We start from the raw sequence: 21,834 nt of genomic DNA, 5'->3' as shown, positions 1-21,834 counted from the left end.
TTCCGAGATGAACCGGTAGACGCACGAAAACCGGTCAAATACGGCTATTTGCCAACGTCCAACTGAACCTCAGCTGAAGACAATCGCTATCGCGATTAAACCGTTTGATTAATACCCATGGGTGTTCGGATCATAGCCGGCCTGTTTAACAAGGCCTGGCCGCCTGGAATGAACCACTCAGGACAACGCCGTTGCCCCTCCGGAATCCTTTTGTGCGGTACCTGTCAGCCTTCGTGCTGTCGGCCTCTTTGCTAACACCACAGTTGGCCCTGGCGGCAAGTCATCCCGACGGTTTTGCCAAGGCCGTAACCGGTGGTGGCGAAGTTGCGGCCGTGCATCCCGCCACGGCGGCCGAACTGAAAAAAGCACTGTGTGCACGCTTCGACACGCGCGGCAATTGCACCGATGACACTCCGCGCGTTATTGCCTTGGACCATGTCTTCGATTTTCGCAGCTCGGTGGTGAGCGACGGCAGTGCCCACGTGACAGAGGCCGGGTGCATGGCCAACGCCTGTCCCCATGGCGGTGGGCAATGGGCAATCGACGGCGCCAACCATTTCTGCCAGTCGAAACCACCCGCCACGGTGACCTATGACAAAGCCGGCTTGCAGCGCCTGAAGGTCGGCTCGAACAAGACCTTATTGGGCGTTGGGGCCCATGCCGGTATCCAGGGCATGGGGTTGTTCATCGGAAGCGGCGCGCACAATGTCATTGTGCGCAACCTGACCCTGTCGGACATCAACCCACGCGTGGTCTGGGGCGGCGATGCACTCACCCTGGACGATGCCGATGGCGTGTGGATCGACCACGACACCTTTGCGCGTATTGGGCGGCAGATGATCGTGACCGGTTGGGGCAGCGCGACCCATGTGACGATTTCCAACAACGAATTCGACGGCCGCACGCCCTACTCCGCGACCTGTGATGGTCATCATTACTGGGTGTGGCTGTTTCTGGGCCATCACGACACGCTGACGCTGCTCAGAAACTATGTGCACGACACGTCGGGCCGGGCGCCCCATTCGGGCGGCATGGGCGATGCCGAGGTGCGCGCGCAACTGGTCAATAACCTGTTTGCCCACCTGACGTACCAGGGCGCGATCATGTCCCGTACCGCCAGCTCCCATTTGCTGGTGGAAGGCAATGCGTTCGAAGACGTGACACACCCACTGTTCAACGATACCCGGCAACCGGGCACGGCGTACGCGCTCTTCGATCCCGTCGTGCAGTCGGCCACCGACACCTGCCAGGCCGCGCTAGGCAGGCCCTGTGTGGCTAACCTGGAGCACCTGAGTGGCGATGACTATCGTCCCCAGGATGCCGCGGCACTGGAGGCGTTCACGGCATACCGTCAATACCTGGTTACCCCGCAGCCCGCCGATAGTGTGCGGATTGAAGTCCCACGCGACTCGGGTGCGGGCCACCTCAATCCAGGCAACCACTGATGCGACGATTCCTGCTGATGGTGTGTTGTACGCTTGCGGCCCAGGCACACGCCGCCGGCTTCGGCTTCACGCGCACCGACGCCCGAATCGACGTCGACACCGGTGCAGACCTGCTGTTCAGCGTGGACACACGCAATGGCGACCTGGTCTCCATGCGGTACCGCGACAGTGAATTGGAGACCACCGAGCCCAAAGCCTCGCAGCTTGCATCCGGCCTGGGCAGCGCGCAAGTAGACGCGCGCACGGTGGCGGACGTGATTGTCATCAGTGCTCGCGCGGGCAATGTGATCCACTACTACCTGGCGAAAAAAGGACGCGCAGCCATTTACATGGCGACCTACGCGCCAACCCTGCTACCGGTGGGCGAGCTGCGCTTTGTTGCGCGGCTCAACGTCAGCAAGCTGCCCAAGGCCGATCGCGGCACCGACTCCAACGTCGGCACGGCGATCGAAGGCAAGGATGTGTTTCTGCTGCCCGACGGGCGCACCAGCTCCAAGTTCTATTCGGCACACGCGATGATCGACGACCCTCTGCACGCGGTCAAAGGCCCGGGCGTGGCGGTCTACATGTTGATGGGCAACCGTGAGCTCAGTGCTGGGGGGCCGTTTTTCAAAGATATCGCCACCCAGAAAACGCCGATCACCCATGAGCTGTACAACTACATGTTCTCCAATCACACCCAGACCGAAGCCTATCGCGGCGGCTTGCACGGGGTGTACGGGCTGTTGTTTACCGACGGTGGCGCGCCCTCCGACACCGTGAAAGACCTGAGCTTCGTCAACGATAACCTCGGCCTTGCCGGCTTCCTGGGCAGCACAGGACGAGGTGCGCTGGCCGGTCAGGTTTCGGGCATGGCCAGTGCATTGCCGGCGGTAATCGGCTTGAGCAATGCCGGCGCCGAATATTGGGCCCGTGCCGACGACAGCGGCCGGTTCCAGTTGACGGGGATACGTCCAGGGCAGTACCGGGTAACGCTCTATCAAAATGAGTTGGAGGTGGCGCAGCGCAGCGTTGATATCAACGCGGGAGCCACTACGCAGACGCGCCTGCAGGCGCAACCGTCGACAGGCCAAGTGAAATGGCAAATCGGTACACCTGATGGCACTCCGGCAGGGTTTCTTAACGCGCACCTGCTCGCCTCCGCTCATCCCAGCGACTCACGCATGGCACCGTGGAAGCCGGTCACCTACACCCTCGGCACCAGCCGCCCCAACGAATTTCCCGCCGCACAATGGCGTGACATCAACACCCCCACGCGCATCACCTTCATGCTGGCCGCCCACCAAGTGCGCGACGCTCGCCTGCGCCTGTTCATTTCCCTGGCTCAAGCCGGTGGGCGCCCGCAGGTGAGCGTCAATCAGCGCTGGCAGGCGCCCGTGCCACCGGCGTCGAACCAGCCGGACAGCCGGGGCATCACCCGTGGGACTTATCGGGGTAATAACGTGGTGTTTGAGGTCAGTATCCCCGCCAGCGCGTTGCAGGTTGGCGCGAACACACTGGAGATCGGTGTTGCATCGGGCAACACCGGTAAAGGCTTTCTGAGCCCGGGTTTTGTGTTCGATAGCGTGCAGTGGGTACAGTAATGATCACTGGCACTCGGTCAGTCCATTTCACATCAGCAAAGGCTTGTTCTGAGGCGTATCAAGCGGGATATCGAGGGTGAAGGTTGCGCCCTGTCCAGCCCCGTCGCTGTGCATGGTCAAGCGGCCACCCATTTCCTGCGCGGCGAGCGCGCAGCTGTGCAGGCCAAAACCGTGACCGTCTTTGCGCGTAGTGAAGCCATGCGAAAAGATACGCGCCAGGTGCTCAGGCGCAATCCCGGTGCCGTTGTCGGCCACCGACATTCGCAACACTGACCCCTCAACGAGGGACGCATCGAGGGTGATGCACGGGTTGCGATTGACCACGCCGTCCATCGCCTGCCTGGCGTTGCCGATCAGGTTCACCAGAATCAGCAGCACCCGGTGCCGGTCCAGAGACAGCAGGGGCAAGTCGGCAATCTCCTTGACCACCGCCACCTCCTGGCGCGCCCGTGATCCGGCGCTCAGGCGCAAGGCATCCTCGATTAACACTGGCACCGAGACGGTTTCGACGACACTGACAGCAACGGCATAGGACTGCTGGGCAGCAACAATGGCTTTGATGTGGTCAATGCCCTTGGTGAGTTGCTCGAGTTCTTCGATGATGCCCTGTTGCTCCGCCGTCACCACTTCCGCCAGCTTGAGCAGGTAGCCGGGCAGCATCTGTCCTTTGGGGTCGCTGGAGAGAAAATCGCTCAGGTCATCGACATGTTCGTTCATCATCTGAGCCACCTTGCCCAGCCCTTGGGCTTTGGAGGTGCGCATCTGGCTGCTGACCAGTTCCGCCGATACGTTCACGCTGTTGAGGACGTTGCCGACGTTGTGCAGCACCGTCGTGGCAATTTCGGCCATGCCCGCCTGACGGGATTTTGCCTGCAGTTCGGTTTGCACTTGGCTCATGCGTAGCGCCGCACGTACACGCGCCTTGAGCTCCAGCGGCGAGAACGGTTTGGCGATATAGTCGTCGGCGCCACTCTCCAGCCCGGAGACGCAGGCCTCGCTGCCGCCGCGAGCGGTCAACAAGATCACGGGTAAATGGGCGAAGCCGGCGCTGGCTTTGATTCTGGCTGTCAGGCCAAAGCCGTCGAGCTCCGGCATCATTACATCCGAGAGGACGACATCGATGGGCCGACGCTGCAGGAGTGCCCAGGCCTGCTCGCCATCAGCTGCGGTGGCGACGATGTAATCATCGTGCAAAAGCTCGCTGAGGTAGCTCAGCATTTCCGGGCTGTCGTCGACCACGAGCACCCTGGACTGCGAGGCGTGTTCCAAGTGCTGCTCGTCATCTTCGCCTTGCATCGAAACGCGGTCGTTGCCGCTGCCTTGGCGACCGTGGTCGAAACGCAGGTGGCGCTGCTCGGTGGTGCTCGTTGTGCTCGCCAGCGATCGCTCATGCATATCGCTGGCTTCGGTCGGCAAGGTGTCTTGCTCATCCCCCAGCGGAAGTCGAACGAAGAAGCACGAGCCTTGTCCGGGCTCACTGTTGACGCCGACCTCGCCCCCCATCAGTTCGACCAGATACTTGACCAGGGCAAGACCGATGCCCGTGCCGCTGTAGTGGCGCGTGGCGGAATTGTCGATCTGGGAAAACCGCTGGAACAGCAGCGGCAGTTTGTCTGGCGCAATGCCAATGCCCGAGTCTTGCACCGCGAGTTCAAATCGCTCGCCATCAAGCGCAGTGACGGCCAGGTGCATGGTGCCGCCAGCGGGCGTGAACTTAATGGCATTGCTTACCAGGTTGAGGAGAATCTTCTCGAAGTGTCGGGGGTCCAGGAACACCGTACCGAGGGCGGGATCAATGCTGCAGGTCAAGGTGCAGCCTTTGCCCTCGGCCACCATGGCGGCATCCTCCGCCAGCACCCCCACCATCTTGTTCAGGTCAATGGGCGCCGGACACAACTCAAACTTGCCCGCTTCGGCCTTGGAGAAATCGAGGATGTCGTTCACCCGGTTCATCAAGCGCAGTGCGTTGCGTTGGGCGCGGTCGATTTGCACACGCCAGTCCGCCGGCGGGAGGGTCGCCGCCGAGAGCTGCTCCAGTGGAGCGAGAATGAGGGTCAGGGGGGTGCGCAGTTCGTGGCTGACCGTGGCCACAAAATCGCTCTTTGCCTGGTTAGCTGTCTCGGCCTGGTTGCGCGCTTGAATCAGCTCGACGGCCTGCGCCTCCAGCACCTCGGTCTGTTGGTGCAGCGTGTCGGTGCGTTCGGCGACCATTCTTTCCAAAGAGGCCTGGACTTGCTGTCGTTCGGCTTCGGCCTCGGCCTCCAGTACCCGAATACGCAGGGCGTTCTCCTGGAACACCCTTACGGCGCGGGTCATGATCCCTATCTCGTCGCCGCGTCCAGCGCTGGCAATCGCGGCGTTCAGGTCGCCGGCCGCAAGCCGGCGCATGGCCGAGGCCAACGCCACGATGGGCTGCGCGACAAACCGCGACGTGCTCCAGGCGATGGCGCTTGCGAGCAGGATGGCAACGGTACCCGCGACCACCGTCGCAAGCATTCCGCGATCATTGTGAACCAAGGCCTCGGAGCGCGCTTCACCCGCGAAGCGCGCAACCAACAGGCCGGCGCTCCGTGCCTCATTGCGAACCTGGTCGCGCGCGCCGCTCAAGGAGTTGCTCGCCTGATGGAACCTCGCGAATGCCGCCCGGTAACCGGCGATCTGATCGTAGACCGTCAAGGCCGTAGCCTTGGTTTGCAACCCTACGGACGAAGGGAGAACCCGCGAGAGACGGGAGAGTTCGTCCAGGATGGCGCCGACCGCGCTGGCGACCTCGGGCGACGGTGACAAGCGAAACGACAAGGTCTGCGCCTCAAGGGTGGCAACACGCTCGGCGAAACGCTTGGACAGCGCGGCTGCATTTTGCAGTAAACCCGTGGCGGCCTGAATGTCATTGGCGTCATGGGCAACGTGCTCGTCCAGTTCACCCAACATCGCTTCAAGGCGCTCGGCCACATCCCCAAGGACGGCGAGATGCCGCAACGCCTCGCCGCCCCGGAGCTTGGGCGCCTCGCCAAGGTGCTCGACCGCCAGGCAGGCAGCAGCGACCGCCGTCGTCAACTGATCCAGGGCCTCAACCTGCTGCGGCGCCGCCATCACCTCGCGCAATTGCTCGACCACGGGCGGCAGTGCCGCGCAGGTGTCCCGCGCCGCGATGCCGGCCGCACGATCACCGGTCACCAGCATCTTGGCCAGATTGGCGGTGATGATCCGTTCGCTGTTGCGCAGGATATCCAGGATGCGGTGGGCGCTTTCGATGTTGCTTACCCGCACCTGATGGTCGGCGGCACGCGAAACAATCTCCTTCAGCCCGTCGGCAATGCCCTGTTCGACGAGGATCGTCGCCTCTCGCATCCGGCCGTAGTGGGCGGTCATGTTCTCCGTTTCGCCATCCATGGTCAGGGTCGCAGCCCGCAAGGTAGCGATTGCCGCGGCAAGCCTCTGCAGACTGCCCTTGAGCGATTGCGCCTCTGCCACCGGAATGGCAGTGAGGCCGACGATAGCCGTCGCCACCATGCCTTCGGCCTGGATCAGGCTTTCCTGGTCGCGGGTGGCGATAAAATTTTCCACCCGCCCCGTGGCCGCGTTGACCGACGCCAGGATTTCCGCAGAATGGCTGGCCGAATCCACTGCACGTACCATGCCTCGCAGGCCGTAGAGGTTCACCAGCGATACCGCCAGCATCAGGAACACCAGTGCAGCGACCGCCAGGCCAATTTTGACGGCAATGGGTCTGTCCCTGAAGGGTTTGAATGTCAACATGGCACCTCGCATCCCCGCCCGCCGCTACGGCTTCATCACCTCTGGCAAAGGCGCGGGCGCCACCGTATTGTTGTTGGCCGCGTCGATCATCCCCACAACGGACGCCTGGCTGTAGAGCGGATTGGCAGCGCCACCCACGGGCATAGTGGCGAGCCAGGCGTCCAGGTCTTTCGCATCGATGCGCACCAGCGGTACCTCGACGAACTTCGGCACCTGCTTGCCCGCCAGAATCTGCTGGGCCACCCAGAACCCCACTTGGGAGACGCTCGGGGAGGCGGAGACCGAGACGGTCTCGTAGCCGTTGGCATCGCGTTCCTGTTGCCACAGGGCGAGTTCGTCTTGACGGTTCCCCATCACAATGATCGGCAACGGGCGTCCCGCCGCCTTGAACGCCATGGCGGCGCCATAACCGTCGCCCCCTTGAGTAGCGACGGCATCAATGCGGGGCAGCGACGCCAGCGCCAGCGCCACCTCCTTGCGTGCGACGGACGCCGTCCAGTTCCCGTACACGGTCTTGGCGAACTTCAGGCCAGGGTAATCGCTGGCGGCCTTGCGAATGCCGTCGCTGATATTTTTATCGGTGGCGTCGCCGGCAATGCCGCGGATCTCTAACAGCGTTCCGCTGCCCTTGAGGCGCTCGGCGATATAGTCCATTTCCACGCGGCCCATGGCGGACCAATTGTAGTCCACGGTATAGACGCAAGGTTCGGTGACCAGGCTGGCCATGACGACCACCACGATGCCGGCATTGCAGGCATCGCGGATCACTCCGTTGAGGGCTGTGTCGGACGCGGCCAGGATGACGATCGCGTTGACGCCCTCGACGATCATGTCCTGGATCTGGGCTGCTTGTTCCGACGCCGAGTTATTGGCGCTGACCACCGGGGCCTCCCGGATCACGCCATCCTTTTGCGCTTGGAGCGCAATCTCCTGCCAGTTGCGCACCATCACCTTGCGAAAATCGCTGCCGGCATAGGAGTTGCTGAAGGCAATGCTATGACTTGCGGTTGAGTCGCCGGCGGCCTGGGCTGGGTTGGCAACCACCATCACCAGCCCGGTCACGCAGCCGGCGAAGCGCCATAAGCTTCTGTGGATTGATTTAGCGTTCATGCTGTTCTCCATCGTGCATGGGATTTACCAAAAAGTAATCCACCAGCACCCGGCGACAGCCTGGATCGACTGCTTGGTCTGGTTGGAGCAGTCGCTCATAGTCGGGAAGGCGCTTGCCTCTCTGGTTGCTCCTGGGATTGCACGCCATCGACGCTCAAACCTATGCGAACATCGCGGGCGAAACTGATGAGGCAGAATGGGTCGCAGCAAGCCCAGATCACGGCAGTGCCGACGAAAGCCACTGCGATAATGCCTGCACTGGCATGAGCATAGTATCAAAGTGCCCTATTCGCGCGCGGCCATGGCGGGTTTCGGCCCACTGAGCGTCCCACAAGGTAACACCGACGACGACACTTGGGTGGGGGGGCGCGGTGAAAGCCAAAGAAGAGGTTTCCTTGGGCGAAAAAAATGGACCTCGGGTTTAGCAAGGCCACTCAAACGAGTGTCCTCACCTGAGCCTACGATTTCAGGTTCTTAACGCTGGCAAACGTCAACTCCCCCCGTGCCTGCTCCAAGGTGTTCATCGGCATGGACACCGGCACGACCTGAAGGATCGGTTTCAACACGCTGGCTCGCTCGCTGGACGTCACCAGACGCTCATCACTGGGCGGCACGCCAAAGTACTCCCGATAGCATTTGGAGAAGTGCGGCGTGGACACAAACCCACAGAGCAAGGCCAGTTCCACGATCGAGATGGGCGTTTGCTTGAGCAACTGGCGCGCGCGAATCAGCCGCAACCGAAGGTAGTACCGCGAGGGTGAACAGTGCAGATACTTCTGGAACATTCGCTCAAGCTGTCGGCGCGACAAGGCCACATACTCCGCCAGTTGATCCAGGTTGATCGGCTCTTCCAGGTTGGCCTCCATCAGCGTGACGACTTCCTGTAACTTCGGTTGCTGGGTGCCCAACATATGCTTGAGCGGCACGCGCTGGTGGTCTTGCTCATTGCGCATGCGCTCGTACACAAACATGTCCGAAATCGCCGCCGACAGCTCGTGACCATGATCATGACCAATCAGATGCAGCATCATATCCATCGGCGCGGTGCCCCCCCGAGCTGGTGAGGCGATCCCTGTCGAGGGTGAACACGCTGGCACTGAGGGTCACCCGTGGGAAGGCTTCCTGCATGGCCGCCAACCACTCCCAATGCACACTGCATTCAAATCCATCGAGCAACCCCGCGCGAGCCAACACCCAACTGCCGGTACAAATACCGCCCAGGCGCGTCGAATAACGCGCCTGGGTGCGCAGCCACTTCACGAGCTCGCCGGTCACCGTGTTCTGAATGCTCGTACCGCCGCACACCAACACGATATCGGCAGCGGGCGCACTGCCTGCCGAACAGTCAGGTGTGATGGGCATGCCATCGCTGGCCCATACGGGATTACCGTCGACACTTGCGGTGTGCCAACGATAAAGCTCCTGACCCGACAGCTGGTTGGCCATGCGTAGCGGCTCGACCGCAGACGCCAAGGAGATCAGGGTGAACTGGTCCAGCAGCAAGAAAACCAGACGGGTAACAGGCCGGGTGTTCATGGGCGCGAAGCGACGGGCATCGGCTTCTGCGCGCTGTCGGGTTGCCGTGCCGTGATGACGCCGACCAGGGAAATCAACAACGCCAACCCGATGGTCGAAGACACCTCAAAGCGATGCTCAGGCGTCAACAGCATCACCGCCAATGCGGTGCAAATGAAGGCGATGACCAACCAGGTCAACCAGGGAAACAGCCACATTTTGAACGTCAGCGTGACGTTGCGGCGTTGCAGGACCTTGCGCATGCGCAGTTGTGAAACCGCGATCACCAGGTACACCAGCAAGGCGATGGCACCCGAGCTGGCCAGTAGAAACTGGAACAGCCCCGCGGGCATGAAGTAACTGAGCAAGGTCACGCCAGCCCCCAGTACCGTACTGGCGATGACTGCGGCCCTTGGCACGCTCGCTGCCGATGTCTTTTTCATCAGCGTGGGCGCATCGCCCCGCTTGCCCAGGGAATACAGCATGCGCGACGCAATGTAGATGGACGAGTTCATGCAACTGGCCACGGCGATCAGCACCACCACGTCCACCAGTAGCTTGGCATGGGGAATGTTCATCAACTCCAGTGCGCGCTGATAAGAACCGACCGACGCCAACAGCGGGTCATTCCAAGGCACAACGGAAATAACCACAAAGATCGACAGCACGTAAAACACCCCGATGCGCCACATCACCGAACGCGTGGCCCGGGCGATATTCTGCGCCGGGTTATTGGACTCTGCGGCCGCAATGGTGACGGCTTCCGTGCCGATAAAGCTGAACATGATGGTAATGAATGCCCCGACCACCGCAGACAAGCCATTCGGTGCGAACCCGCCGTGCTCTTCCATCAGTCGACTCAAGCCGCTGGCCTCGCGCTCCGGGATCCAGCCCATCAATACCGCGCCCCCCAGGCCGATGAAACCAATGATCGCCACCACCTTGGCCATGGCAAACCAGAACTCGAATTCGCCGTACTTGGAGACGCTGAACAAATTGGTGACCACCAACAAAAAGATCGACAACAAGGCAAACAGCCAAGCGTCGATCTGCGGGAACCACTGGTTCAGGATATGCCCGGCAGCCAGCGCTTCGATGGGAATCACCAGCACCCAGAACCACCAGTACAGCCAGCCGATCGTAAACCCGGCCCAGCGCCCGATGGCTTGGTCGGCGTAGGTTGAGAAAGAGCCGGTGTCCGGGTTGGCCACCGCCATCTCCCCCAACATACGCATGACCAGCACCACCAACAGTCCGGAAAACAGATACGCCAGCATCACGGCCGGCCCCGCCGCCGCAATGGCATGCCCGGAGCCGACAAACAATCCCGCACCGATAATGCCTGCGATGGAGAGCATGGTGACATGACGCGGCTTGAAGCCCTGCGCCAGTTGGCCGTTTGAATCCTTGGAACTCAGGCTATTCATCGTTGTTTTTATTCTCTGTGATCAACGCCAGGACGCACTGACTGAAGGGTCAGGTGATCATCTTTTTTTAATGACGGGTCACAGTACGCGGCATTCCCGCCGCGAAAATAGCCTCATAGCGGCACACAAGCGCCTGATATCGACATGGGCCAAAGCGGCTCATCCGCCTTGCAGAGCCCCGCTCGCCCCCCCAATCCTCAAGCTGCGGGAAGCCCAACCCAACAGAATGGGCCAGGTTCAGGAGACTTGGGATGCCTCGCCCAAGCGGTGATGCGGTGAAGCTGAACCGGCCCGCCGAGAAAATCAGGATCGTAGGCCCCATGGAAGTAAACGTCTGGCAAATTAACTGAGTCGGTATTCAATCTAACAGCGAAGCGTTCTTGAGCAGATCGGATAGCCAAGGCTGCCTGATTAAGTTTATTTACGTCGGGTCGATAGTCTAGATACCTAGATCATTCCCTCGTAGTCAGGAAGCTCATATGCACCTAAGAAACCTCAACGTAGCTCCACGAGCCTCCTTGTTTTTCGCGTCGATTATTGTATTGGTCTTTGTGCTCGGCGCAGTCGCCGCCTTGCAGATGGGAAAGCTACGGGACGCCGAAAAAGACGTCGAAACCAATTGGCTTCCAAGTATCCGACAAACGGCGTTGATGAATGTCGGCGTAATGCGGCTCAGACTTGAAACCCAGCGCGCACTTGCTGACCCTCAAACACTTCAATCGACCGTCGCGTCCTTCGCAGGCTACCGGAAGGCTTTCACGGATGCGGTGCTCAATTATGAACCTCTGATCGCTAGCAACGAGGAACGCACGCGTTATCTAGTGGTGAGAGCGTCCGCCGATGCGTACACCAAACAGTTGGATATCCTTGAACCATTGATGGCGCGCGGTGACATACCTGCCGCCGTCAACTTAGTGAGTACAGGTATCCGGCCGTTGACGAATAGGATGGAGGGTGAGATCAAAGCCCTGACTGACTACAACAACAATGGCGCAACAGAGGCTGGGCAATACGCTACCAATACTTACTCCGACGGTATCTGGGTAATCATTGGCCTTATCTCAGTTGTCGTAGTCCTGACTGTTGCGTTGGCAACACTCCTGACCAAGAGTATTACGAGCCCGATCGGCGCCGCGCTATCGGTGGCCGAACGTATTGCAGGCAGTGATCTTTCCAAAGAAGTGCAAGTCAGCGGGAAGGATGAAGCCGGACGTCTGTTAACAGCGCTGGCCCAGATGCAAGAGAACCTTCGCAGAACCATCATGCAAATCGGCGACTCATCGACACAGCTGGCCTCAGCCGCAGAGGAAATGACAGCAGTCACTGAGGAATCCAGTCGAGGTCTCATCTCCCAAAATGATGAGGTCAACCAAGCTGCCACTGCGGTAACTGAGATGAGTGCGGCGGTTGATGAGGTGGCCCGTAATGCGGAGTCGGCCTCGGAAGAGTCACGTCGCACCCAGGGCTTTACTGAGACCGGTTTGGAGCGAGTCTCTCAAACGTTGAAGTCGATTCAAAAACTCAGCGGCAATGTTGAAGCCACGAGTGACAAGATTCAGGTTTTGTCAGAGCGAGCTCAAAGCATCAACAAAGTCGTCGAAGTGATTCGTGCAATCGCTGAGCAAACTAACCTCCTGGCGTTGAACGCAGCGATTGAAGCTGCCAGGGCTGGTGAGCAAGGCCGCGGTTTTGCAGTCGTTGCTGACGAGGTCCGAGCGTTGGCGCACAGAACGCAGTCTTCCACTCAAGAGATCGAACAGATGATCTCTGCAATGCAGAGCGATTCAGCTGAAGCAGTGGAAGCCATGAGTAAAAGCAAAGAGCTGGCAACCCAATCCCTCGATGTGGCACAGGAGGCCAGCAGTTCGCTGGATCAAATCGCCAAGGCTATCACGCAGATTAATGAGCGAAATATGTTGATCGCAACCGCGTCTGAAGAACAAGCCCACGTTGCCCGGGAAGTTGATCGTAATCTCGTGAGCATTCGAGAGCTTGCCGTGCAGAGCTCTGCCGGCGCCAGTCAAACAGCCAGCGCATGCGGGGAGATGTCAAAGCTGGCGGTCGATCTCAATAAGATGGTGAATCGCTTCGTTGTTTGAAAACAACCACGCGGTACGCGTTATCCAAGCCCGACGGGATGAGGAGTCTCAAACGGATCGCGCAACATTGGGGATAACGGTCAGATAGGCGCGAGCGTTTCACTATCAAGCGGTGACTCCGCTCCATAACTCGCCAACAGACGTGGTTATCGGGTAGTGAGGCGCTATCTGCGTCTACAACAACTCGGCGGTGGCCAGTGCATCGGTTAATGCATGGTGAGCGTGATAAGCCGGAAGGCCAAGGCGCGCTCGGCTATCCTGGAAGGACCCAGCAACAATACAAATTCGAGTCTGTCGTAATGTTGTACTTAATACTGTAATTGTTGCTACTGGATTACCCTGGTTTCCAGTGGTTTTCCGCAGAAACGAAAAAAGACGCCTAAGCGTCTATTTCATAAAGACCAGGCAAAAAAAAGCCACTCGTTAGAGTGGCTTTTTCTTTGTGTTTGGAGCGGGAAACGAGACTCGAACTCGCGACCCCGACCTTGGCAAGGTCGTGCTCTACCAACTGAGCTATTCCCGCGTCTTGGTGATGCGCATTCTATAGAATTATCAGAACCCGTCAACCCCTTGATTCAAAAAAGTTTTATTTCTTTTCAACGGTGGTGCGCAGATGCGGCCAGGCGGCGCGCAGATACTGGAGCATGGACCACAAGGTCAGGCCGGCGGCGATGAGCAGCAAGGCGTAGCCCAGCAGGACCCAGAAGGTGAAGTCCGACGGGTTGGCCAGCAGGATGACCAGCGCGAGCATCTGCGCGGCGGTTTTCCATTTGCCCATATTGGAGACGGCGACGTGGGCGCGGGCGCCGATTTCGGCCATCCATTCGCGCAGGGCCGACACCACTATCTCACGGCCGATGATCACGGCGGCCGGCAGGGTCAGCCACAGGTTGCCGTGTTCCTGCACCAGCAGGACCAGCGCAACGGCCACCATGAGTTTGTCGGCCACCGGGTCGAGGAACGCGCCGAAGGGCGTGCTCTGTTCCAGGCGGCGGGCCAGGTAGCCGTCGAGCCAGTCGGTGGCGGCCGCAAACGCGAACACCGAACTGGAAGCCATATAGCTCCATTCGTACGGCAAATAAAACAGCAGAATAAAAATCGGAATAAGCAGGACGCGTAGAACGGTGATCAGATTAGGGATATTCATCGGCACAACTGGCTACGAGGTGGAAAGGCATTCTATTCGCTATGCAGATTCGCATAAATCAACTCAGCGAGCTTTTTACTGATACCGGGTGCTTTGGCTATTTCGTCAATGCTGGCACGGGACAGCTCCTGCAAGCCACCAAAATGTTTAAGCAAGTCGCGACGCCGTGTCGGCCCAACGCCCGCCACCCCTTCCAGGGTTGAGGTTCGCCGGGTTTTGCCGCGCCGGGCACGGTGGCCGGTAATTGCGAAACGGTGGGCTTCATCGCGGATCTGTTGGATCAGGTGCAGCGCCGGTGAGTCGCCCTTCAAGGTGAACTCATGGGCGGCATCATTCAAGTACAACGTCTCGAAACCGGCCTTGCGCGTGGCGCCCTTGGCCACGCCGAGCAGGATCAGGTCGGGCACCGCCAGTTCGTTGAGTACGTCGCGGGCCATGGACAACTGGCCCTTGCCGCCGTCCACCAACAGGATATCCGGCAACTTGCCTTCGCCGTCCTTCAGCTTGCTGAAGCGCCGCGTCAGGGCCTGGTGCATGGCGGCATAGTCATCGCCGGCAGTGACGCCTTCGATGTTATAGCGCCGGTAATCGGATTTGATCGGCCCTTCCGGCCCGAACACCACGCAGGACGCCACGGTGGCCTCGCCGCTGGAGTGACTGATGTCGTAGCACTCCAGGCGCTGGGGCGGTTCGTCCAGGTTGAGGACTTCGGCCAGGGCGTCAAAGCGTGCGGCGACGTGCTGTCGATTGGCCAGACGTGCGCCCAGGGCCTGTTCAGCATTGGTCACGGCCAGTTGCTGCCAACGCGCGCGGGTGCCGCGTACGCGGTGGCTGATGTCCAGCTCGCGGCCGCGCAGCTCGTGGATCGCCTCGATCAGCGTGGGAAAGTCTTCGTGCACCACGTTGACGATCAGTTCCGACGGCAAGTCGCGCTCGGGGCTGCTGACGTAATACTGGCCGAGGAACGCGGCCATGACTTCGGCCACTTCTTCGTCAATACCGGTCTGCGGAAAGAAATTCTTGCTGCCCAACACCCGCCCGCCCCGCACGCTGATCAGGTGCACACAGGCGCCGCCCGGGTTGACGAAGGCCGCGATGACGTCCACGTCGCCGGTGCCGCCTTCCATGCTCTGCTGATCCTGCACGCGCCGCAGCAAGGAGATCTGGTCACGCAACTCGGCGGCGCGTTCGAAATCCAGGGTGCTGGCGGCCTGCTCCATGGCGCCGGAGAGTTCGTCGGTGAGGGCATTGCTGCGCCCTTCGAGGAACATCACCGAATGGCGCACGTCCTCGGCGTACTCGGCCGGGTCCACCAGGCCCACGCAAGGCGCTTTGCAGCGTTTGATCTGGTATTGCAGGCACGGCCGCGTGCGGTTCTTGTAGAAGCTGTCTTCGCACTGACGCACAAAAAAGGTCTTTTGCAGCAGGCTCAGGCTTTCGCGGATCGCGCCGGCGCTGGGATAGGGCCCGAAATACTTGCCCTTCTGCTTCTTCGCACCCCGGTGAATGCTCAGGCGTGGGAAGTTGCCGTCGGATAAAAACACGTAGGGGTAGGATTTATCATCGCGCAGCAGGATGTTATAGGGCGGCCGCCATTCCTTGATCAGCGTCTGCTCGAGCAACAGCGCTTCGGTTTCATTGGCAGTGATGGTGGTTTCGACCTGGGCGATACGCGCCACCAGCGCAGCTGTCTTGGGCGCGAGCCCGCTCTTGCGAAAATAGCTCGCCAGGCGGTTCTTCAGGTTCTTGGCCTTGCCGACATACAACAGGCGTGCCTCGCTGTCGAACATGCGGTACACGCCGGGGCGGCCACTGCAGGTCGAGAGGAAGGCACTTGGATCAAACGGTGTAGTCATGTCAGGCGCTGGCGTCCACCATGCCGTGGCGCACTGCGAGCAGGGTCAATTCAACATCACTGCTGATGGCGAGCTTCTCGAAAATGCGATAGCGGTAGGTGTTGACGGTCTTGGGCGACAGGCACAGCTTGTCGGAGATCGTCTGCACCTTCTGGCAACCGACGATCATCAAGGCGATCTGGATTTCCCGCTCCGACAACGCATCGAACGGCGAGTCGCTGGTGGGCTGGAAAGACTTGATGGCCAATTGCTGGGCGATCTGCGGGCTGATGTAACGCTGCCCGGCAAATACCAGGCGAATGGCTTGCACCATCTCGGCCAGCCCAGCGCCCTTGGTCAGGTAACCGGCCGCTCCGGCCTGCAACAGGCGTGTCGGAAACGGGTCTTCTTCACACACCGTCACCACGACGACTTTGATATCCGGATGGCTGCGCAACAACTTGGTCGTGGCGCCGAGACCGCCGATACCGGGCATCTTGACGTCCATCAGCACCACATCGGGCTTCAACTCCCGGGCCTTGATCAAGGACTCTTCCCCTGACTCGGCCTGGCCGACTACTTGCAGGCCATCGATGTCAGCCAGCATTCGTGTAATGCCTGTACGAACGAGATCATGGTCATCGACTACTAGCACCCTAATCAAGCAGACACCTCGCGATATGGTCTTATAGGTTGCTGAACACCTTAGCAAAAAACCAAGGCGCAGACCTAGCTGCAAGCGTCATATATATAGAGTTTGAATGCACGGGGGCCGCCCGCCGAGAGGCGGACGGCTCTATTTTGCTGGGTAACAGGTCAGGATTCCTGAGGCTGCTGCTTGGCTTTTCCATTAAATGAAACGGAGTGTTCGGCCAAGGTTGACGTCAAGCGGCGGATCGCCGCTTGGTCTTCCTTGAACATCGCGCGATAATTACCCAACACTTTTTCCTCAATCTCGCTGAGGTTTTCCAGCTGAATCGGCGTAGCAGTTCCGGTCAACACGTAAAGTACATCTACACCTTTTGCGGCGACTCGGGACAAATAATCGGCCTTGGGCGCACGCCCTCCACTTTCATATTTGCCTTGTGCGTTGGCTTCAACGCCTCCTATTTCACCGAAAACTTTTTGCGACAGGCCAAGTCGCTCTCTTTCTTGCCTCAAACGCGAACCGATTCCACTCATTTGGATGTATGATCCTATTTGGCACACCCCAAGAGGTGACACGCTCATCTCTTAGTTAAACAAACTTGAACGGTTTTGAACTATGCCCGGAATCCGCACTGCTGCACAAGCCAAGGCCTGGCTGGAACATCAAGGAAAGTCAGTTCAAGCGTTCGCCCGTGAGCACGGCGTTGATCCGGCTACCACGTATCAAGTGCTCGCTGGGCGTAAAAAGGGACGGCGTGGAGAGGCCCACAAGGTGGCGGTTCTTTTGGGCATGAAAGAAGGGATCATCCTTGCTGAGGCTGATGGCCAACACAGCGGTCAGGAAGTCGTTTCCTGAAGCCAGTATGCGCTTATTAGTATCAACTGCATGGTTTAGCTTCAACGGCAAACACGCTCCATCCGCCAGAAGCAGTCTTCTTCACCCACGATGCTCATCCCACTGCGCTGATAGAGTCTCTTGGCCGGGTTGTTCTTAAACACGGTCAAGCGCAATAAACCCGTCGCCTGCGCCTTGAGCGCCATCTGTTCCAACACCCAACTGCCCGCACCAAGCCCGCGATACGCCTCAAGCATATGCAACTCACGGATATAGAGTGCCCGCCTATCGGCGCTCAGGCTGATAAAGCCCATCACGGTGTCATCGTTGCAGATCAGCCAGTTCTCACGCCCGGCCCAAGCGATGTCGAAGCCCTGGTTGGACCACACCAGCTCGTATTGCAGGTAATAACGGCTCATGGCCGCAAAGGTCAGGCTTCGAGCAAAGGGAAGGTCCTGGTCTGTTGCCGCACGCAGATTGAACGCCATTCAGACGGCTACCACTTGGCCAGTCCATGGCCCGCCATCGCGACGGGCAATCACCAGCGCATCGCCAATACCGGGCGCCGCGGCCAGTAAGCTGCCATCAACCGCCCAGATCGCGCTGCGGCCGGCGCACACATAGCCACCCGACGGGCCACCATGGTTGGCCATCAGCACCAGCAAGCCATGTTCGGCCGCATAGCCCTGGAGCAACGCGCTGTCAGTGGCATAGCCACCTTCGCTGATCAACACGCCGGCGGCGTATACCGTGGCTCCCGCCTCAGCCGCCAGGCGCGGATGGCTGGCATGGGAGAAGTCCGCGCACACCGCCAACGCGATACGCTCGCTCCGCCATTCGAGGGGCGCACCGCCCTGCCCTGCGACAAATGCCCGTTCTTCGCCAGGATGCAAATGCTGTTTGGTGTAGACCGCCATTGAGCCATCCGCCCCCAACACCAGCGCGCCGATCAACACACCGGCCTGTGGCGTCAGGCGGATGGGCATCCCTACCACTGCTGTCAGCCGCAGCGCCTGGGCCCTCTCCCGCAGCGGCGCCAAGACAGGGTCGTTTGGCGCAATCGCCAACCCGGCCGCCAACGAAGGTTCATACCCGGTCAGCGACAGCTCCGGAAACACCAGCCATTGCACGCCGTGCCGGGCAGCCGCGCCCATGAACGTCAAGTGCCGTTCGATATTGGCAGTAAGGTCTCCGGCGATGGAAATGGATTGAGCAGCAGCAAGGGTCAAAGCAGTCATGGTCGCGTCCAAGCAATCGGTATCAAAGTGGGATCAGCATATCTCGACCTATAGCCGTTGGTATCCACGTGCAATAGAAATTAATGATTGAGTCCTCCTGCCCGCCTCTAGTAAGCTCGCCCCATCATTTGGAGACTCACCATGTTGCCACTTACCCACACTCAGGTTTGCCCTGCTGCCAGCGCCCAGCGCTTGGTATCGGCTAACCGTGTGAGCGGTTCGAGCGCACCGGTAAGTTTTTATTTTGGGTATTGGTTTAGCCACTGGCTCGCCTGATACCTGAAATCGGCGGCCACTACTCAAGGGGTCGCCTACCAGAGAAATCTAACCCCCGGTCGGCTCCCCGACCGGGGGTTTTGTTTTTTCAGGCCCCTCTATATTTCGCAGAACACTTAAAGGACACACGACATGAACTACGCCACTTATTACCGCTACGACACTTCCACCGCATGGCGATTTAGCCAGCTCCGCTCGGGACAGCCTGCCGCCTCCGATCGGTCACCTATTGGTGGCAAGCCAACACACGTAGCCAATACGGCCAATTGTCGAACACCCCAGTAGGGCCAGCGCGCGGGAACAGCCCGCCGCTTGCCCAGGAAGCCTTGAATATGAACTCTGCCACTTCCGCTTTGCCCGTCTCTGCCCTGACCAGCGCCAATGAAGCCCTGACCCAGCGCCTGCCCAGCTCTCTTGAGCTCAAGCACCAATTGCCTCTCAGCCCGTTCCTCAACGAGCAAGTCCACGCCCATCGCCAAGCCGTGCGCGCCATCCTCAATGGCGAAGATTCACGTTTGCTGGTGATCGTCGGCCCGTGCTCGATCCATGACCCTGAGTCGGCCATGGAATACGCACGCAACCTCAAGAAGCTCGCGCTGGAAGTCAGCGACCAGATGCTGCTGGTGATCCGTGCCTACGTCGAAAAACCGCGCACCACCGTCGGCTGGAAAGGCTTGGCTTACGACCCGCACCTGGACGGCAGTGATGACATGGCCGCCGGCCTCACCCTGTCCCGCCAACTGATGCGCGAAATGCTACGCCTGGGCTTGCCGGTCGCCACCGAACTGCTGCAACCCATGGCCGCCGGCTACTTCGATGACCTGCTCAGTTGGGTCGCGATTGGCGCGCGCACCACCGAATCGCAGATCCACCGCGAAATGGCCAGCGGCCTGGGCATGCCCGTAGGCTTCAAGAACGGCACCGACGGCGGCGTTGCGATTGCGTGTGACGCCATGCGCTCGGCCTCCCATCCGCACCGCCACTTCGGTGTCGACAGCCAGGGCCACCCGGCAATCATTCAGACCCCCGGCAACCCCGACACCCACTTGGTGCTGCGCGGCGGCCACCGAGGGCCGAACTACGATGCGCAGAATGTGGCACAGGTGAAGCAAGATTTGGCCAAGTCAAAGGTGACGGCGAGGATCATGGTCGATTGCAGCCACGCCAACAGTGGCAAGGACCCGCTGCGTCAACCGGCGGTATTCAACGACGTGCTGGAACAGCGTCTGCAAGGCGACACCTCGCTGATCGGAATGATGCTCGAAAGCCACCTGTTCGAAGGCTGCCAACCGTTGAGCGCGTCGATGAAATACGGCGTGTCGGTGACAGACGGCTGCCTGGGCTGGAGCGGCACCGAGCAGTTGTTGCGCGACGCGGCTGAGCGGTTGCGCCAACAACACACCATCACTGACTGATGAACATCAAAAATGTGGGGGCTGGCTTGCCTGCGATAGCGGTATATCAGCGACAGAGTTGTAGCCTGCCACCCCCATCGCAGGCAAGCCAGCTCCCACATTTGCTCAGTGTTCGGCTCAGTAAGTTGGCGCAGCGTTCAAACTATTCGTGACCTGCGGTAAAGAGTCCTTTTCGGATTCGGCGGTTTTTCCGAAGGAACGACGGGCGGATACTCGACTCCATTGTCCACCCCCCTTCAGGAGTTACTGATGTCTATCGCTACGCAAAACGTTCCGGCCTTCGGCCTTGGCACCTTCCGTCTGCAAGGTCAGGTGGTGATCGATTCCGTCGCCGCCGGCCTGGAACTGGGCTACCGCGTGATCGACACCGCGCAGATCTACGAAAATGAAGCAGACGTCGGCCAAGCCATCGCCGACAGTGGCGTGCCGCGCGATGACCTATTTATCACCAGCAAAATCTGGATCGCTAACTTCGCCGAAGGCCAGTTGATTCCGAGCATGCGTGATAGCCTGCGCAAACTGAAAACCGACTATCTGGACCTCACCTTGATTCACTGGCCTTCACCCGAAGATCAGGTGCCTGTCGCCGAGTTCATGGGCCAGCTGCTGGAAGCCAAACGCCTGGGCCTGACCCGCCAGATCGGCATCTCCAACTTCACCGTCGACTTGATGAAGCAAGCGATTGCAGCCGTTGGCGCGGAGAACATCGCCACCAACCAAATCGAACTGCATCCCTACCTGCAAAACCGCAAGGTCGTGGACTTCGCCACCGCCAACGGTATCCAGATCACGTCCTACATGACCCTGGCCTACGGCGAAGTGCTCAAAGACCCAGTGATCGAGCAAATCGCCGAACGCCATCAGGCTACTCCCGCGCAAGTGGCGCTGGCTTGGGCGATGCAACTGGGCTATGCGGTCATCCCGTCATCGACCAAACGCGCCAACCTGGAAAGCAACCTCAAGGCCCTGCAACTGACCTTGAGTGCTGCCGACATGGCGCAGATTGCCGAGTTGGAACGCGGCCATCGCCTGACCAGCCCCAAGGGTATCGCCCCACAATGGGACTAAACCCCTGCCGCAGGCGTGCGGGATAATTCCCGCAGCCAGGGCAGCACACGCAGGCCGGTGCTGGACGCGGGAGGGTCGATAATGTCCATGAAGTGTTCGAGGTTGACGCTGTCCGGCACACCGGGCAAGCGGACCAGCACCGTCGGCGTCGCCTCGGGAGTTGTTCCCAAGTCCAGGTGATCGTAGACCAGCACGTGACGCGCCTGGGGTTGAGGCTCGCACGTGTGGATCGCGAGCCCCGCGTTGATGATCAGCACATCAAAGGGCTGTGCCGGGATAGCGGTGAGGAGTTGGACCTCTTCAAAGGTTTGCACCGGTACGATCCGGTGATACCCCAACTGGTTAAGCATTTTCTCGATGTACAAGCGCTGCAGGTGTTGTTCATCGGCAATCAGGATGGTCAGTGCTTTGTTTGGCATGGCGAATCCCTGGGC

15 protein-coding genes, 1 tRNA gene and 5 pseudogenes are annotated in these 21,834 nt (G+C 59.9%); 6 read left to right on the top strand and 15 right to left on the bottom strand.

The genetic code is table 11. The annotated features are described in order from the left end of the window. Positions 1–212 precede the first annotated feature (212 nt). Positions 213–1,445 carry a pectate lyase gene (locus tag ACI512_RS14390; protein ID WP_236378666.1) on the top strand — a complete coding sequence of 411 codons (1,233 nt, stop codon included), beginning with the start codon at positions 213–215 and terminating at the stop codon, positions 1,443–1,445. Then, a complete protein-coding gene (locus ACI512_RS14385) occupies positions 1,445–3,028 on the top strand; it encodes a rhamnogalacturonan lyase B N-terminal domain-containing protein (RefSeq protein ID WP_236378663.1) in 1,584 nt (527 codons plus the stop codon). Before ACI512_RS14390 ends, ACI512_RS14385 begins: the two co-directional genes overlap by 1 nt. Before the next feature lie 27 nt (positions 3,029–3,055). Here the strand turns inward: ACI512_RS14385 and ACI512_RS14380 are convergent. The 6 genes and pseudogenes from ACI512_RS14380 to gabP all read right to left on the bottom strand — a co-directional run. Further along, positions 3,056–3,406, bottom strand: a pseudogene (locus ACI512_RS14380) (ATP-binding protein); the annotation flags it as partial. A 519-nt stretch (positions 3,407–3,925) separates the two neighbouring features. Continuing rightward, a pseudogene (locus tag ACI512_RS14375) lies at positions 3,926–4,261 on the bottom strand (response regulator transcription factor); the annotation flags it as partial. Between the two features lie 213 nt (positions 4,262–4,474). Then, positions 4,475–5,524: pseudogene (locus tag ACI512_RS14370) on the bottom strand (sensor histidine kinase); the annotation flags it as partial. Between the two features lie 1,287 nt (positions 5,525–6,811). Beyond that, a complete protein-coding gene (locus tag ACI512_RS14365) occupies positions 6,812–7,897 on the bottom strand; it encodes an ABC transporter substrate-binding protein (protein WP_236378651.1) in 1,086 nt (361 codons plus the stop codon). A 458-nt stretch (positions 7,898–8,355) separates the two neighbouring features. Then, positions 8,356–9,433 (bottom strand): annotated as a pseudogene (locus tag ACI512_RS14360) (GlxA family transcriptional regulator). Beyond that, positions 9,430–10,839: a GABA permease gene (gabP, locus tag ACI512_RS14355; RefSeq protein ID WP_012723493.1), complete on the bottom strand. Its 1,410-nt coding sequence runs from the start codon at positions 10,837–10,839 to the stop codon at positions 9,430–9,432. The pseudogene ACI512_RS14360 and the gene gabP overlap by 4 nt, the downstream one beginning before the upstream one ends. Positions 10,840–11,318: 479 nt before the next feature. Between gabP and ACI512_RS14350 the strand changes: the two genes are divergently transcribed. Next, complete coding sequence (locus ACI512_RS14350; RefSeq protein WP_236378647.1) at positions 11,319–12,938, top strand: methyl-accepting chemotaxis protein; 1,620 nt, start codon at positions 11,319–11,321, stop codon at positions 12,936–12,938. Positions 12,939–13,112: 174 nt separating this feature from the next. On the opposite strand, the pseudogene ACI512_RS14345 reads toward ACI512_RS14350, so the two are convergent. The 6 genes and pseudogenes from ACI512_RS14345 to ACI512_RS14320 all read right to left on the bottom strand — a co-directional run. After that, a pseudogene (locus tag ACI512_RS14345) lies at positions 13,113–13,196 on the bottom strand (3'-5' exonuclease); the annotation flags it as partial. Positions 13,197–13,385: 189 nt separating this feature from the next. Further along, positions 13,386–13,461, bottom strand: a tRNA-Gly gene (locus tag ACI512_RS14340). 63 nt (positions 13,462–13,524) lie between these two features. After that, complete coding sequence (gene pgsA / locus ACI512_RS14335; protein ID WP_012723427.1) at positions 13,525–14,085, bottom strand: CDP-diacylglycerol--glycerol-3-phosphate 3-phosphatidyltransferase; 561 nt, start codon at positions 14,083–14,085, stop codon at positions 13,525–13,527. A 32-nt stretch (positions 14,086–14,117) separates the two neighbouring features. Beyond that, on the bottom strand, positions 14,118–15,941 hold the full coding sequence (uvrC, locus tag ACI512_RS14330; RefSeq protein ID WP_093545044.1) for an excinuclease ABC subunit UvrC: 1,824 nt from the start codon (positions 15,939–15,941) through the stop codon (positions 14,118–14,120). Between the two features lies 1 nt (position 15,942). Then, positions 15,943–16,584, bottom strand: coding sequence for a UvrY/SirA/GacA family response regulator transcription factor (gene uvrY / locus ACI512_RS14325; protein WP_003190387.1), 642 nt, complete (start codon positions 16,582–16,584; stop codon positions 15,943–15,945). A 152-nt stretch (positions 16,585–16,736) separates the two neighbouring features. Then, positions 16,737–17,102: a helix-turn-helix domain-containing protein gene (locus tag ACI512_RS14320; RefSeq protein ID WP_012723425.1), complete on the bottom strand. Its 366-nt coding sequence runs from the start codon at positions 17,100–17,102 to the stop codon at positions 16,737–16,739. Positions 17,103–17,184: 82 nt separating this feature from the next. On the opposite strand from ACI512_RS14320, the gene ACI512_RS14315 reads away from it, so the two are divergent. Further along, complete coding sequence (locus tag ACI512_RS14315) at positions 17,185–17,424, top strand: DNA-binding protein (protein WP_236378635.1); 240 nt, start codon at positions 17,185–17,187, stop codon at positions 17,422–17,424. A 41-nt stretch (positions 17,425–17,465) separates the two neighbouring features. On the opposite strand, the gene ACI512_RS14310 is transcribed toward ACI512_RS14315, so the two are convergent. Together ACI512_RS14310 and ACI512_RS14305 are read right to left on the bottom strand one after the other, a co-directional pair. Further along, positions 17,466–17,891 carry a GNAT family N-acetyltransferase gene (locus ACI512_RS14310; protein ID WP_012723423.1) on the bottom strand — a complete coding sequence of 142 codons (426 nt, stop codon included), beginning with the start codon at positions 17,889–17,891 and terminating at the stop codon, positions 17,466–17,468. Then, positions 17,892–18,641: a carbon-nitrogen hydrolase family protein gene (locus tag ACI512_RS14305; protein ID WP_236378625.1), complete on the bottom strand. Its 750-nt coding sequence runs from the start codon at positions 18,639–18,641 to the stop codon at positions 17,892–17,894. Positions 18,642–19,249: 608 nt separating this feature from the next. On the opposite strand from ACI512_RS14305, the gene ACI512_RS14300 reads away from it, so the two are divergent. Both ACI512_RS14300 and dkgB read left to right on the top strand, forming a co-directional pair. Continuing rightward, entirely contained in the window at positions 19,250–20,332 is a 1,083-nt protein-coding gene (locus ACI512_RS14300) for a 3-deoxy-7-phosphoheptulonate synthase (protein ID WP_236378623.1), read from the top strand. A 249-nt stretch (positions 20,333–20,581) separates the two neighbouring features. Next, positions 20,582–21,400 (top strand): 2,5-didehydrogluconate reductase DkgB, encoded by an 819-nt coding sequence (gene dkgB, locus ACI512_RS14295; protein WP_236378614.1) that lies wholly within the window; start codon positions 20,582–20,584, stop codon positions 21,398–21,400. Here dkgB and ACI512_RS14290 read toward each other — a convergent pair. Then, entirely contained in the window at positions 21,397–21,819 is a 423-nt protein-coding gene (locus tag ACI512_RS14290; protein WP_236378613.1) for a chemotaxis protein CheY, read from the bottom strand. The genes dkgB and ACI512_RS14290 overlap by 4 nt on opposite strands. Positions 21,820–21,834: the final 15 nt, after the last annotated feature.

This window comes from Pseudomonas petroselini (assembly GCF_045037875.1).
Taxonomy (GTDB): Bacteria; Pseudomonadota; Gammaproteobacteria; order Pseudomonadales; family Pseudomonadaceae; genus Aquipseudomonas; species Aquipseudomonas petroselini.
This window is presented reverse-complemented; position numbering and strand designations above follow the sequence as displayed.

Bases quoted from the DNA above. Each gene is read 5' to 3' on its own strand.
- ACI512_RS14385 (WP_236378663.1), top strand. From the start codon at position 1,445: ATGCGACGATTCCTGCTGATGGTGTGTTGTACGCTTGCGGCCCAGGCA.
- ACI512_RS14365 (WP_236378651.1), bottom strand. From the start codon at position 7,897: ATGAACGCTAAATCAATCCACAGAAGCTTATGGCGCTTCGCCGGCTGC.
- gabP (WP_012723493.1), bottom strand. From the start codon at position 10,839: ATGAATAGCCTGAGTTCCAAGGATTCAAACGGCCAACTGGCGCAGGGC.
- ACI512_RS14350 (WP_236378647.1), top strand. From the start codon at position 11,319: ATGCACCTAAGAAACCTCAACGTAGCTCCACGAGCCTCCTTGTTTTTC.
- pgsA (WP_012723427.1), bottom strand. From the start codon at position 14,085: ATGAATATCCCTAATCTGATCACCGTTCTACGCGTCCTGCTTATTCCG.
- uvrC (WP_093545044.1), bottom strand. From the start codon at position 15,941: ATGACTACACCGTTTGATCCAAGTGCCTTCCTCTCGACCTGCAGTGGC.
- ACI512_RS14320 (WP_012723425.1), bottom strand. From the start codon at position 17,102: ATGAGTGGAATCGGTTCGCGTTTGAGGCAAGAAAGAGAGCGACTTGGC.
- ACI512_RS14315 (WP_236378635.1), top strand. From the start codon at position 17,185: ATGCCCGGAATCCGCACTGCTGCACAAGCCAAGGCCTGGCTGGAACAT.
- ACI512_RS14310 (WP_012723423.1), bottom strand. From the start codon at position 17,891: ATGGCGTTCAATCTGCGTGCGGCAACAGACCAGGACCTTCCCTTTGCT.
- ACI512_RS14305 (WP_236378625.1), bottom strand. From the start codon at position 18,641: ATGACTGCTTTGACCCTTGCTGCTGCTCAATCCATTTCCATCGCCGGA.
- ACI512_RS14300 (WP_236378623.1), top strand. From the start codon at position 19,250: ATGAACTCTGCCACTTCCGCTTTGCCCGTCTCTGCCCTGACCAGCGCC.
- dkgB (WP_236378614.1), top strand. From the start codon at position 20,582: ATGTCTATCGCTACGCAAAACGTTCCGGCCTTCGGCCTTGGCACCTTC.
- ACI512_RS14290 (WP_236378613.1), bottom strand. From the start codon at position 21,819: ATGCCAAACAAAGCACTGACCATCCTGATTGCCGATGAACAACACCTG.